Source organism: Hymenobacter sp. DG01, from assembly GCF_006352025.1.
Lineage (GTDB): Bacteria > Bacteroidota > Bacteroidia > Cytophagales > Hymenobacteraceae > Hymenobacter.
This window is the reverse complement of record NZ_CP040936.1, coordinates 2,506,940-2,520,048: the sequence shown is the minus strand read 5'-3', so window position 1 is coordinate 2,520,048 and position 13,109 is coordinate 2,506,940. Positions and strand designations below refer to the sequence as shown.

General features: G+C 60.0%; 10 protein-coding genes and 2 tRNA genes. 7 read left to right on the top strand and 5 right to left on the bottom strand.

The window, feature by feature from the left end:
* Positions 1–49: 49 nt before the first annotated feature.
* Positions 50–679 carry an L-threonylcarbamoyladenylate synthase gene (locus tag FGZ14_RS10625; RefSeq protein WP_139924072.1) on the bottom strand — a complete coding sequence of 210 codons (630 nt, stop codon included), beginning with the start codon at positions 677–679 and terminating at the stop codon, positions 50–52.
* A gap of 203 nt (positions 680–882) precedes the next feature.
* Entirely contained in the window at positions 883–1,869 is a 987-nt protein-coding gene (locus tag FGZ14_RS10620) for a T9SS type A sorting domain-containing protein (RefSeq protein WP_139924070.1), read from the bottom strand.
* Positions 1,870–2,003: 134 nt separating this feature from the next.
* On the opposite strand from FGZ14_RS10620, the gene mltG reads away from it, so the two are divergent.
* The 7 genes from mltG (at position 2,004) to FGZ14_RS10585 (ending at position 6,984) form a co-directional block, all read left to right on the top strand.
* On the top strand, positions 2,004–3,080 hold the full coding sequence (mltG, locus tag FGZ14_RS10615; RefSeq protein WP_139924067.1) for an endolytic transglycosylase MltG: 1,077 nt from the start codon (positions 2,004–2,006) through the stop codon (positions 3,078–3,080).
* Positions 3,081–3,150: 70 nt separating this feature from the next.
* A complete protein-coding gene (locus FGZ14_RS10610; RefSeq protein WP_139924065.1) occupies positions 3,151–3,636 on the top strand; it encodes a thioesterase family protein in 486 nt (161 codons plus the stop codon).
* A gap of 130 nt (positions 3,637–3,766) precedes the next feature.
* Positions 3,767–4,738 carry a YihY/virulence factor BrkB family protein gene (locus FGZ14_RS10605; protein WP_139924063.1) on the top strand — a complete coding sequence of 324 codons (972 nt, stop codon included), beginning with the start codon at positions 3,767–3,769 and terminating at the stop codon, positions 4,736–4,738.
* A gap of 118 nt (positions 4,739–4,856) precedes the next feature.
* A tRNA-Ser gene (locus FGZ14_RS10600) sits at positions 4,857–4,943 on the top strand.
* A 77-nt stretch (positions 4,944–5,020) separates the two neighbouring features.
* Positions 5,021–5,105: transfer RNA gene (locus FGZ14_RS10595), tRNA-Ser, on the top strand.
* Positions 5,106–5,313: 208 nt separating this feature from the next.
* Positions 5,314–5,673: a hypothetical protein gene (locus FGZ14_RS10590; protein WP_139924061.1), complete on the top strand. Its 360-nt coding sequence runs from the start codon at positions 5,314–5,316 to the stop codon at positions 5,671–5,673.
* A gap of 33 nt (positions 5,674–5,706) precedes the next feature.
* Entirely contained in the window at positions 5,707–6,984 is a 1,278-nt protein-coding gene (locus tag FGZ14_RS10585; RefSeq protein ID WP_139924059.1) for a PAS domain-containing protein, read from the top strand.
* Positions 6,985–7,173: 189 nt separating this feature from the next.
* Here the strand turns inward: FGZ14_RS10585 and FGZ14_RS10580 are convergent, their stop codons facing one another.
* The 3 genes from FGZ14_RS10580 to FGZ14_RS10570 form a co-directional block, all read right to left on the bottom strand.
* Entirely contained in the window at positions 7,174–8,340 is a 1,167-nt protein-coding gene (locus FGZ14_RS10580) for an efflux RND transporter periplasmic adaptor subunit (RefSeq protein ID WP_139924057.1), read from the bottom strand.
* A gap of 48 nt (positions 8,341–8,388) precedes the next feature.
* Positions 8,389–9,648, bottom strand: a complete 1,260-nt coding sequence (locus FGZ14_RS10575; RefSeq protein WP_180754327.1) for a TolC family protein — start codon at positions 9,646–9,648, stop codon at positions 8,389–8,391.
* Between the two features lie 73 nt (positions 9,649–9,721).
* On the bottom strand, positions 9,722–12,883 hold the full coding sequence (locus tag FGZ14_RS10570) for an efflux RND transporter permease subunit (protein WP_139924053.1): 3,162 nt from the start codon (positions 12,881–12,883) through the stop codon (positions 9,722–9,724).
* Positions 12,884–13,109 lie beyond the last annotated feature (226 nt).

Sequence of the window (13,109 nt, the reverse complement as noted above, 5' to 3'; positions counted from 1 at the left end):
GCAGCTACTGGGGGTAGGGATTCGGCTGGGTTCCTACCCCCATCACTCTCTACAGATACTGTTCAATGTCGCCGGCACCCTGACGAATGATGTCGAAGTCCTCGTTGGTACAATCCACCACGGTGCTGGCAATATTGTTGCCGAAGCCGCCATCAATGACCAGGTCAACCAGCGGGCGGTACTTCTCGAAAATAAGGTCGGGGTCGGTGCTGTACTCCAGAATTTCATCGTCGTCGTGAATGGAGGTTGAGACGATGGGGTTGCCCAGCTCGCGCACCAGGGTAGTACAGATCTGGTTATCGGGCACCCGGATACCAACAGTTTTGCGCTTAACTCCGCCGTAGCGAGGGGCTTTCGTGCTGGCCTCAAAAATGAAGGTAAACGGGCCGGGCAGCGCTTTCTTCAGCACCTTGTACACGGGTGTGGTAATGCCGTTGGCGTAGTCGGTGATGTGCGAAAGGTCGGAGCAGATAAACGACAGATTGGCCTTCTCGGGGTGGATGCCCTTGATCCGGCAAAGCTTTTCCACGGCGCGGGCGTTATGAATGTCGCAGCCCAGGCCATACACTGTGTCCGTCGGATAAATAATAACGCCTCCGTTTCGAAGCACTTCCACGGCTTGCGCAATACGATTCTGAGGCGGGTTGTCGGGGTGAATACGAAGCAGGGTTGCAGACATAGCAAAAGCAGTTGAGTGAGCAGCAAACCCGGCGCCGGCGGGCGACGGGGGCGGTCAAGGTACAAGGCCCTACAGAGACCTGCTACTCTTTTCGATAAAAACTTCGGGCGGGTTGCCCCTGGGGTAGTAGCCGCCTGAGGCTTTGGTACAAAAAAAGCCCCGGCGACATGCACCGGGGCTTTCTTAATGAACGGGCAATACGCTTATTGTTTGGTTACTTTGTGGGTGCTGAACGAGTCACCGTTCTGTACCTTCACTACGTAGTTGCCAGCCTGCAGGGAGCGGAGGCTGAACGTGCCATCGGCGGCGGCGGTGCCACGCAGTACCGTGCGGCCCATCAGGTCCGAAACGGTAACGGCTGCCTTCTGAGCGCGGCCCGAAACCTGAATGGTTACGGCTTCGGCAGTGGGGTTGGGGAAGATGGCTACATTGCTGGCGGCAATAGCGTTGCGGCTAGCCAGGGCGGTAGTGCCCGTAGAAATAGCGAAATCATCCAGTGCCAGCAGGGCATCGGTGCCGCCATCGTTGGTGTCTTTCCAGCGAATCCACATGGTAGCGCCGGCCGGCCAGGTAATGTTGCTGATTGAGCCAGCAATGGCAGCCCGGTTAGCCGCTTCATTGCCGTTAATAGGAGCCGTAGATACGTTGGCGTTAGCTACCTCCGTGATGTTAAGAGCCGTAACAGCTGTCCAGGTGCCGGTGGTCAGGCTGGTAGCATCCAGGCTGTATTCAAAGGCCAGCACTTCAGTTATGTCAACTGCGCTGCCGGACTTCCACTGCTCGCCCCGGAAGGCCATGTTTACCCGGGTTACAGCGGCGCCCGTACCATTGGTGAAGGCAGCACCAAAAGCCGGTACGGTGGAGCCCGACGCAATAGTGCCAAATGCACGGTCAGGGTCGTTGGCGAGGCCTACGTTGTAGATACCGCCCGAGGTGCTGTTGCCATCAGAGGCAGAAAGATCCAGTACTTGGTTCAGGGTACCAGTGCCACCCAGACGTACAGCACTCCAGCCCGCCGGATACGCAGTACCCGTTACGCCAACACCGTCGAAGTTTTGGGTGTAAATAGCGCCAGCCGCTACGCTAACGGGGGTAACAGTTTGCGCTGAGGCCGAAACACAAGCGCCTGCGCTCAGAAGCAAACCCAGGAGGCCGCGGAACGCAGCTTTAGAAGTGTAAGAGTGTTGCATGATAAAAGAAAAGAGAAGGGGGGGTGAAGAATTAGAACTCGTACTTTTGAGCAGCAAATCTACCTGCTAACCGTTGTCGGGTCCAATATAAGATTGGATACGCAATGTTACCGTTTTGTTACCTCTTTCGCTTCATGGCCAAAACCCGCATCGATTATAAAGCCAACGCCACGCGCCGCCGCAACCGGTTTGCATACGTTACCGGCATTTTTGGGTTGCTGCTTGTTACCTTCTCCTACTATTTCTACCAGGTTTTCTTTACGCCCAACATTGATACCAAGGGCCGGCCGGCCTACGTGGTCGTGCGGCGGGGGGAGTCGGCCAAGGCCGTGCTCGACTCCATTGAGGCTACCGGGGTAGTGATTGATAAGCTGAGCCTGCGCTTTGTAGCCCGCCTGCTTAAGTACGACCAGTTGGTGAAGCCCGGTCGCTACGAGCTGAAAAATGGTTACACCAACCGGCAGCTGATCAATGATTTGCGCACGGGTAGCAACAAGCTGCCCCTGATGCTGACGTTTCAGAACATCCGGCTGCGGCAGGATCTGGCCCGCAAGCTGAGCACCACCATTGATGCGCGCCCCGGGCAGTTTGACTCCCTGCTGACTTCGCCGGCCTACACCAAAAGCCTGGGCTTCGATACCACGAGCATCCTGACCATGTTCATTCCGAACACCTATGAGCTGCTCTGGAACACCTCCGCCGACAACCTCATGCACCGCATGAAAAAGGAGTACGAAAAGTTCTGGACCCCGGAGCGCGACGCCAAGCGCAAAAAGCTGGGTCTGAGCCGAGCTGAGGTCAGCACATTAGCCAGCATTGTGGAAGCCGAGCAGCAGCAGCACCCCGACGAGCGACCCCGAGTGGCCGGCGTGTACCTCAACCGCCTCCGGCGCGGCATGAAGCTACAGGCCGACCCGACCGTGGTGTACGCCAACCGCGACTTTACCATTAAGCGCGTACTGAACGTGCACCTGGCCAAAGACTCGCCCTACAACACCTACAAATACGCTGGCCTGCCGCCCGGCCCCATCAATCTGCCCAGCATTGCCAGCATCGATGCCGTGCTGAACCCCGAGAGCCACGACTACCTCTATTTCTGCGCCAAAGAGGATTTCAGCGGCTACCACGCCTTTGCCCGCAACGAGCAGGAGCACCTCGTAAATGCCCGCCGCTACCAGGCCGCCCTCAGCCGGGCCGGCATTATGAAGTAACTGCGGTTTCCGGTTGAGGGCTGATGACAACCAAAACTGGCAACCGGCAACTGATAACTGGCAACTGACTATGTATCAATCAGACACCCACATCCGCGTCCGGTACGCCGAAACCGACCAGATGGGCTACGTGTACCACGGCAACTATGCGGCATACTTCGAGGTAGCCCGCACCGAGGCTTTCCGGCAGCTGGGCATCCGGTACAAGGATCTGGAGGCCGATGGGGTAGGCATGCCGGTAGGAGAAATCCGTACCCGCTTCCGCCGCCCCGCCCGCTACGACGACTTACTGACCGTGCGCCTGCTGCTGAGGCAGCCCCCCGAGGGTTCCCGGATTTTATTTGAATATGAAATCCGTAATGAGGCCGACGAGCTGCTGACCGAAGGCCACACCCTGATGGTGTTTGTGAGCATGGCTACCGGCCGGCCCGTGGCCATTCCGGCCGATATTCAGGCCAAGCTGGCGCCCTATTTCACCGATGACGAAACGGCCGGCCCGCTCACTCCGCCCAAAACGCCCGCCGATGCCCCGGCACCCGCCGCTTTCCTGAAGTAGAGCAGCGGAATAACAGAGTATAGGGTCAGCGCCACCTGCTTTCTGCTTACTACTCAGCAACCGGGTGCTTACCCGCGGCGAACTGCCTTGCCGGTTACTCAGTTACTCAGCTACGCCGTTTACTCTTTCTATGCGCCTTCCTGTTCGTCGATATCATTTACCCGATGTGCGCCGCCGCCGCAGCTACCGGCGCTTTATTGTGCTGCTGAAGCGGCTGCGCTTTCATGGCGGGCAGGCCTCGGTGTATGATGTGGTGGACCGGCTACTGCAGGAAATCAAGCTGGATGGCATTGCCAAGCGGGCCAGTTACATGGCATTCAACTTTACCATTGCCATTTTCCCCACCATCATCTTTCTGTTCACCCTTATTCCGTACATCCCCGTCCCCAACCTCAACCTCGACATTCTGCAGTTCCTCGCCGACCTGATTCCGCGGGAGATGTACGTGGCTGTTTCCGGGACTATTGAGGATATCGTGAACATTCCGCACGGCGGCCTGCTGTCCTTTGGTTTTGCTACGGCCCTGGTGCTCAGCTCCAACGGCATCATGGCTTTGCTCGATGCCTTCGAGAAGAAGTACCCTTCGTTCAAGAAGCGCACCTACGTCCGGAAGCGTGTTATTGCTACCCTCCTGACAGTAGTGTTGTCCTCGGTGCTGCTGTTCTCCGTGGCCGGTATCTTCTTTGGTACCTACATTATTGATGCGCTGGTGTACCACGAAATCGTGCCTGAGCACCTGACGGATCAGCTGATTGCCCTGCTGCGCTACGGCTCGGTAGTCGGGCTGTTCCTGCTCACTACCTGCCTGGTGTATTACTACGTACCCCCCGTGCACGACAAGTGGCCGTTTCTTTCGGCTGGCTCGGTGGTGGCTACCCTGCTTATCTTTCTGGTGTCGTTCCTGTTTATTCTCTACGTCAAGATCTTCGACAGCTACAACCACTTTTACGGCTCCATTGGCACGCTGGTAGGCTTCATGGTGTGGCTTGATTTTGTGTGTATGACCCTGATTCTGGGGTTTGAAGTAAACGTAAGCATTGATGCCGTAACGGGCCGGCTGAAGCGCCCGCTGCCCGTGGCTGCGTCGGCCGGACGAAAATGATTTGTGGTTGAAAATGAGGTGGTAAGAATTTATGCCGTAAAAAAAGTGCGCGGCCGTATTGCGCATTGCGTAATCCTCAATACTTTTGCCATCCCAAACCGCTCAGTTGGAACCTTATAGAGAGGTGGCAGAGTGGTCGAATGCGACGGATTCGAAATCCGTTATACCTGCAAGGGTATCGGGGGTTCGAATCCCCCCCTCTCTGCACTGGTTTTTTCAGCTCGTGAAAAAGCCTTTTTTCTTGCTTGTCACATCCCGCATGGCATGCTAGGCTTACCCCTTAGAGGAGTGGCAGAGTGGTCGATTGCGGCGGTCTTGAAAACCGTTGAGGGTTAAACCTCCGGGGGTTCGAATCCCTCCTCCTCTGCAACATGCCAGCGGGTACGGCAAGCAAATCCTTTAACAGAACAACCTCCTGACCTTCGGGCCGGGAGGTTGTTCTGTTAAAGGGCCTGCCTTTAGCGCGCAGAAGTGCTCTACTAGCAGTATATTACTATCCTCCCCGGCGCCTGCCAGCTCCTGCCTCTGGGCCGGGCTGGTGTTTCCCTGAAGCCTGCTGTATCTTTGTGGTCTTTATGTCTGAACTGCTTTTTGACGTTAATCTGCAGCAGCTGTCCGATGATTTCCTGACGGGCAACTGGCGGGTAGCCGACCGTGTGCTGAATCGCACTGACCCGGGCACTACCCTGGCCCAGGCCGAGCGCTTGCAGTTGGAGCCTGGGCGGTTAGAGATTCAGGCGCCCGGAGTGCAGGATGCCGGCCAGTGGCTGGTGCAGCGCGATAATATTCTGAACCGCCCTTATCTGGAAATAAGCACAGGCCAGGAGCAGACCCGCGCCCTGATTACCCGCCTGCGCCGCTCCCGCGACGGCAGCGTAAGTCAACTCAACCTCTACTTTCAGTCGGGGATGGAGATGCAGCTCACCCGCCCGTAAATTCCCTTCCCACGCTAATCTGCTTGTTTCCGTATGGACCTTGCCCATTCTGATACTCCGGAAAATCTGGCTTCACTCCCCGAAAGCCCCTCCATGCCCACCAGCACGGAGCCGGCTCAGGCCATGCTGCTGAGTATTGCCGACGCCGCCGGCTCGACCCTGTACGCCAGCCCGCAACTGCTGCGCTTTACAGGGTTGTCGCTGCCCCAGCTGAGTACGGAGTGGCTGACCCTGGTGCACGCTGACGACCAGGACCGGGTGGCCGCCCAGGCGCGGCAGGCCCTGGCTACGGGCCAGACCTACCAGATCGGGTTTCGGATGCGCCGCCACGATGGGCGCTACCGGTGGGTGGAAAGCTCCGGCTATCCGCAGCTGAACGAGGCCGGGCAAGTACACCAGTGGATTGTGTGCACCATGGACGTAGAGCAGTTGCGGCAAGGCAGCGCAGCCGGCGGAATTGACTCGCCCGCCGATTTTAACTTCCTGGCCGAGCTTATTCCGCAGCTGGTCTGGACCACGGACCCCAGTGGTTTTCATACCTACTTCAACCAGCGCTGGACCGATTTTACGGGTTATACCCTCTCTGACAGCGTAGGGCCCGATATGTGGAACAACCTGCTGCACCCCGATGACCGCCAGCACGCGCGGGAGGTGTGGGGCCATTCGCTGGCTACCGGCGAGTTCTACGAAATAGAATACCGCTTCAAGTCGCGCCAGGGTGACTACCGCTGGTTTCTGGGCCAGGCCTTGCCAGTGCGCAACGAAGCCAGTGAGATTGTGAAGTGGTTTGGCACCTGCACCGACATCCACGACCAGAAAATGCAGCAGCTGGCCCTGCGCAAGCGGGAACAGGACTTCACGACCCTGGCCAATGCCATTCCGCAGCTGGCCTGGATGGCCGATGAAACCGGCTCTCTGTTCTGGTACAACGACCGGTGGTTCCGGTTTACGGGCACGACCCAGGAGCAAATGCTGGGCTGGGGCTGGCAAAGCGTGCAGCACCCCGACTATGTGGAGCAGGTAACTACCGGCTGGAAGCAGGCGTTAAGCAACGGTGAAAAGTGGGAAGACACCTTCCCGCTCCGCCGCCACGACGGCGAATTCCGGTGGTTCCTGAGCCGCGCCCTACCCGTGCGCGACGAGGAAGGCCGTATTGTGCGGTGGTGCGGTACCAATACCGACATCACGGAGCAAAAGCAGCTGCAGGAACAACTGGAGCGCGCCTACTCCGACCTCGAAGCTAAAGTCATGTTCCGCACTCTCGACCTGGAGCGGGAAGTGCAGGAGCTGCGCCAGCGGCTGGGGGAATAGCGAATGAGTGAAGTGTCATGATGAGAGAAGCGAAGCCATGCTTCCTCTGCTATATGACAACCCTGCTAAACAGACAAGCCCTTACTTCCAGCACGGAGGTAAGGGCTTGGCACGTTTCAAGGGGGTAGGGCGCTGGCCGGGACGGATGGCTTTGCTCCACTCGCCATGACAACGCACTCACTCACTCGTTTACTCTTCCGCGTCCTGGCCTTTTTTCAGTTCGGCATCCAGAAAATAGGCCCCGTGGCGGACGAGGCGAGTTGTGTCGGGGAGTTGGTCGAGGAGGGTAATGGCTACGTCGCCGCTGTCTGTGGCGCCGGTCCGGACGCGGTAGCGCCGGTAGGAGGTGGGGCCGGTCTGGGCGAAGATATAGCTAAACTCCCCAGCCTGAATAATGGCGTCTTCGGGCAGGGTGCGTTGGCGGGCGCCGGCCGTCTGGATGTGGGCCGATACGTATTGTCCGGGTAGCACGTCGTCGCGCTCGGGCTCCAGGTGGGCGTGCACGCTCACGGTGCGGGCGTCGTCGTTGAACGCTTTGCCCACCAGAAATACGCGGGCTCCCAAGTCTTCATTGGAGCCACGACTAGGAATTTTGAACAGAATGCGCTGCCCGTTTTTCACCCGCGCAATGTCCCGTTCAAACACCTTTAGCTCCAGGTGCAGGTCGGAGCGGTCCACGATTTCTACCAGCACATCCTGCGGATTCACGAACTGACCGGGGTTGATATTGACGGACTTCACGTAGCCTTTGATGGGCGACACCAGCGGCACCGTGGGCGCAATTTCGCCCCGGTCGAGGCGGCTGAGCGAGATACCCAGCATCCGGAGTTGGGCGGCCGTGGCACGAAGCGTAGCCTGCTCGGAGGCATAGTCGCTCTGGGCCTGCTGAAGCTTGCGCTTGGCGCCCACGTCTTCGGCGTCGAGGGTTTGCTGGCGCTGCAGCTCTTTCTGCAGAAACGTTACGCGGGCTTTGCTTTGCAGATAGTCCTGCTGCAGGCGGAGGTAGTCGGGGTGGCGCAGCACGGCCACGGTGCCGCCGCGCGCTATCTGCTGCCCCGGCAGCACGGCCACCGACTGCACGTAACCGCCCATCACGGCCGATACCGACGCCCGGTTTTGCGGGGGCACGTCAATGCTACCGTTGGCCTGCACGTCGGTAGTCATGTTTTTCCAGACGAAAGAGCCGGTTTCCAGCCCTGCCGCCTGGGCCTGGGCACTGCTCACGCTGATTTCGTCGGGGTTGGCGGGGGTAGCAGGGGTAGGGGGCGCGGCAGCGGCCGTCTCGGTGGGAGCCGATTTATCGGTGCCACAGGCGGTCAGTAAAGAAGCCAGCAGCAGGAAGTAGGTCGATTTCATAGAGAATTTAAGGAGGGTTCGTGCCGATGTAAGGGGTAGCACGAAAGGTTATGGCACGTCCGGGCCGGTCAGCGTCTGGAGGGAAAGGGCCAGCTCGTTGTACTGCCGGACCTGCTCGAGGTAGGCCGTGCGAATCTGCCAGGCAGGCTCCGTATTCACCACGTATTCCACGTAGTCGATGTCGCCGGCCCGGAAGCTTTTCTCGGCCGTACTCAGAATAAGGCGGGCCTGAGGCAAGGCGGTTTGCTCGTAGTACGTGAGCGAGGCCCGCGCCCGGCTCAACTGTTGGCGCAGCCCCGCCAGTTGCCCGCGCAGTTGGGTAGTGGCGTAGCGCAGCTGAGCCTCAGCAGCCTGCTCACTTAGCTGTGCCGCCTGAATGCGGGCTTTTTGGATGCCGCCGAGCAACGGCACCGCAATGCCGGCCTGGGCTACGTGGAAGCCGTTTTCTTTGTTGATGGTCTGGGTGAAGTAGCCTAAGCGCAGGTCCGGCAGGCGGCGCAACTGCTCCACTTTGGTCTGGCGCTTGCTCACGTCAATTTCTTGTTCCAGCAGGGCCAGCGTAGGATTGGAGGCTGCCGTAAGGCCCGCCGTGTCAGCGGGAGAGAGAGGCGCTACGGCCGCTGCTGTCGTGTCGATAGAGGCGGGGCGGCCCAGGTTCAGGAGGACCCCAAGCTGCTGCTGCTGCACCTGCCGGTTCGTCAGCACGATGGCCAGCTGGTTCTGCAGTTCCCGCATCCGGGCCTCAGCCGAAACCTGTTCCAGACGGTTGGTTTCGCCGGTTTGGTAGCGGATGCGGGCTGCCCGGGCCGCCCGGCGGTACAAGCTGTCCTGCTGGCGTAGCAAAGCCGCCCGGCGGTAGCTCACCAGCAATTCATAATACGTGCTCCGGATGGCGTGCACCAGCTCCCGGCGCTGGCTACGCACGCGCTGCTCGGCGGTCATAATCTGGCCTTCCAGCAAGCGCCGCTGCGCCCCGTACACGCCCGGCAGCGCCGACTGCTGCACAATATTCAGGCTTTGGTCGCGTAGGGGGCCCGAAATCTGCCCCACCTGGTAGTCCACCACCGTGCGCGGTACGTCGTAGCCAGTGCGGGAGAGGGCCCGCTGGCGCTCCACTTCCAGCCGGCCGGTTTGCACCAGCAGGCTTTGGCCGAGGCCGGTTTGCAGGGCCTGCTGCAACGTTAGCGGCCCATCGGGTGAGGCTACCGGGCTTGCGGAGGTTGGAGGGGGTAGGGTGCGCGGGGTCGTCTGGGCGTACAGGAAGCCGGGCAGCACGACGAGCAGCAGAAACAGAAAACGATAGAGCATAATAGGTTTTCTGAGCGGGAGTTGGGGGTTAAGCGCGGCGTGGCTTGCTCTGATGAGGTACCGCGTGGCGGGCTTACAGTTCATGATTCTCGCGGGCATCGGCCAGGGCCTCCGGGGTTGACTCCACGGGGCTGGCCTCGCCATCTTTCGTGAAAAAAGTATAAAGCACGGGCAGCACCACCAGGGTAAGCAGGGTAGCCGAAATCAGCCCACCGATTACCACCGTAGCGAGGGGCTTCTGTACCTCGGCGCCGCCCGAGTTGCTCAGGGCCATGGGCAGGAACCCCAGCGAGGCCACGGCCGCCGTGAGCAGCACCGGCCGGAACCGCTCGGCGGTGGCCTTCAGCACCCGCTCATGCACGGAAGTAATGCCTACCAGGGCCAGCTCGTTGATGCTGGCTACCAGCACGATGCCGTTCAGTACCGCTACCCCGAACAAAGCAATAAACCCTACCCCCGCCGAAATGCTGAAGGGCATGCCGCGCATCCACAGGGCCAGAATACCACCAATGGCGGCCAGCGGAATGCCCGTGAAAATCAGCAGGGCCTGCTTGACGGAGTGGAAGGAAAGGTAGAGCAGCACGAAAATCAGCAGGAGCGCCACGGGCACCGCCACGGCCAGGCGCGACTTGGCCTGCTGCAGGTTCTCGAACTGCCCGCCGTACTTGAGCGCGTAGCCTTCAGGCAGTTTCAGCTTGGCATTGAGCTGCTGCTGAATATCCGTCACCAAGCTTTCCACGTCGCGGTTGCGCACATTCACGCCAATGTTGATACGGCGGCGGGCATCATCGCGCGACACCTGGATGGGAGCGTTGCGGAAGTCCACGGCGGCTACTTCTTCCAGGGGTACTTTCTCGCCGTTGGGTAGATCGACGTAGAGGGCGCGCAAATCCTGGATGCTCCGGCGGTTGAGGCTGTCGAGGCGTACCACCAGGTCGTAGCGCCGCTCACCTTCGTACACCTGGCCGGCCACGTCGCCGGCAAAGGAGGCGCGCAACAGCGTATTCAGGTCAGAAACGCGCAGGCCGTACTGGGCCATTTTCGGGCGGTTGTACGTCACGCGCAGCTGGGGCAGGGCGGCAATCTGCTCTACCTTCAGGTCGCCTACCCCCGGCAGAGGGCGGATAAGGGCGGCGGCTTCGTTGGCTTTGTCGAAAAGCAGGCCCAGGTCGTCGCCGTAAATCTTGATGCTGATATCGGACTTCACCCCCGAAATCAGCTCGTTGAAGCGCATCTGGATGGGCTGCTGAAACTCCAGACTCACGCCCGGTACACCGGCCAGGGCCTCGCTCATCTTACCGGCCAGCTCCTCGCGCGAGCCTGCCGAGGTCCACTCGGCCTGGGGCTTGAGCACTACAATCTGGTCGGAGTCTTCCAGGCTCATGGGGTCAGTCGGAATTTCGGAGGTGCCGATTTTGCTGACTACCTGCTCTACCTCCGGAAACTTGTTCAGCAGAATCTTCTGCACCTGGGTGGTGGTCGTAATGCTCTGGGCCAGAGAAGAGCCAGGCGGCAGCCCGACGTACACGGCAAAGTCGCCCTCATCGAGCTGCGGGATAAACTCGCCGCCCATACCCGCAAACACTACCCCCGCCAGCACCAGCAACCCCACGGCTGCCCCGGCCACCAGCCCGCGCAGGCGCAAGGCCCCGTGAATAATGGGCCGGTAGCCACGGTACAGGAACTTCATGATGCGGTCGGCCAGGGTGCCTTCCTCCTTGATATCCTTGCGCAGCGCCCACGCCGACACGGCCGGCACATAAGTCAGGCACAGCAGCATGGCCCCGATGATGGCAAAGCTCACCGTCAGGGCCATAGGCCGGAACATCTTGCCCTCGATGCCCGTGAGGGCCAGAATGGGCAGGTACACAATGAGGATGATGAGCTGCCCGAACAGGGCCGAGCGCATCATGCGGGTAGCGGCGGTTTCGGCCACCTGGTCCATGGTTTCGTGCTCGGCTTTCTGGCGGAAGTGCACGAGGTGGAAAATCATGGCTTCCACGATAATCACGGCCCCGTCCACAATCAGCCCGAAGTCCAGGGCGCCCAGGCTCATCAGGTTGGCCGATACGCCGAAGGTGCTCATCAGGCCCAGGGCAAACAGCATGCACAGCGGAATCATGGAGGCCACCACGAGGCCGGCCCGCCAGTTGCCCAGCAGTACCAGCAGCACCACCATCACAATCACGCCGCCCTCAATCAGGTTTTTGGCGACGGTATGAATGGCCGTGTCCACCAGCTTGGTCCGGTCGAGGAAGGGACGAACGTAGAGGCCCTCGGGCAGCTGGCGGTTGATTTCCTCTACCCGGGCCTTCACGCCTCTGATGGTTTGTTCGGAGGAGGCTCCCTTCAGCATCAGTACGATGCCGCCCACGGTTTCTCCCTTGCCATCAAAGGTCATGGCCCCGTAGCGCACGGAGTGGCCGAAGCGAACCTCGGCTACGTCGCGCACCAGCATGGGCACATTGTTTACCTGCTTGATAACCATGCTGCCTACGTCCTGCAGGGAGGTAGCACGACCTTCACCCCGGATGAAATAGGCATTGTGACCACGCTCCAGGTAAGAGCCGCCGGTGTTGGCGTTGCCGGCTTCCAGAGCGGTAAACAGCTCGCTCATGGTTACGCCGCTGGCGTTGAGGCGCTCCGGGTTCACGCTCACCTCGTACTGGCGCACGTAGCCCCCGAAACTGCTGACATCCACTACCCCCGGTACGCCGGCCAACTGCCGCTTCACTATCCAGTCCTGCACCTCGCGCAGCCGGGCCAGGGAAAATTTCTTCTCGAAGCCGGGCTTGATGCCGATGCTGTACTGGTAGATTTCGCCGAGGCCGGTGGTGATGGGCGCCATTTCGGGGCGGCCCAGGTCCGCGCCCAGGTCAGCTTCGGCGGTGCGCAGCTTCTCGGCCACCAGCTGCCGGGTTTGCAGGGTGCTGATGTCGTCCTCGAACACCACAGTAATCACCGAGAGGCCGAAGCGCGAGGTGGAGCGAATTTCCGTAACGCCCGGAATAGTGCGCAAGCTTAGCTCCAGCGGAATCGTGAGCAGCTGCTCTACCTCCTGGGCAGCCAGGGCGGGGCTTTGGGTGATAACCTGAACCTGGTTATTGGTAACGTCGGGAATGGCATCGAGGGGTAGGTGAGCGGCCGAGTAGCCGCCCCAGCCTACCAGCGCCACCAGCATCAGCACCACAAACAGCTTGTTGTGGATGCTGGCCCGGATAATGCGGGAAAGCATAAAGGAAAGGGTTGCAGCCTTCGCGTGGGGTAGGGGCCACTTGTTATCCCAACCAACGGGAGGAACCTGAGGTAGCCATCCAACGGCTCGACCCAAATTTCTCGCGCTGCTCGGAATGACGAATGGTGTCATTACACCGATATGGCGGAGGCGAAATCAGCAAGAAAGAAGAAGGGTTGCGCACGGCAACGGGGGTAGCAGCCGGACGCACTGCGCCCGGGGGCTT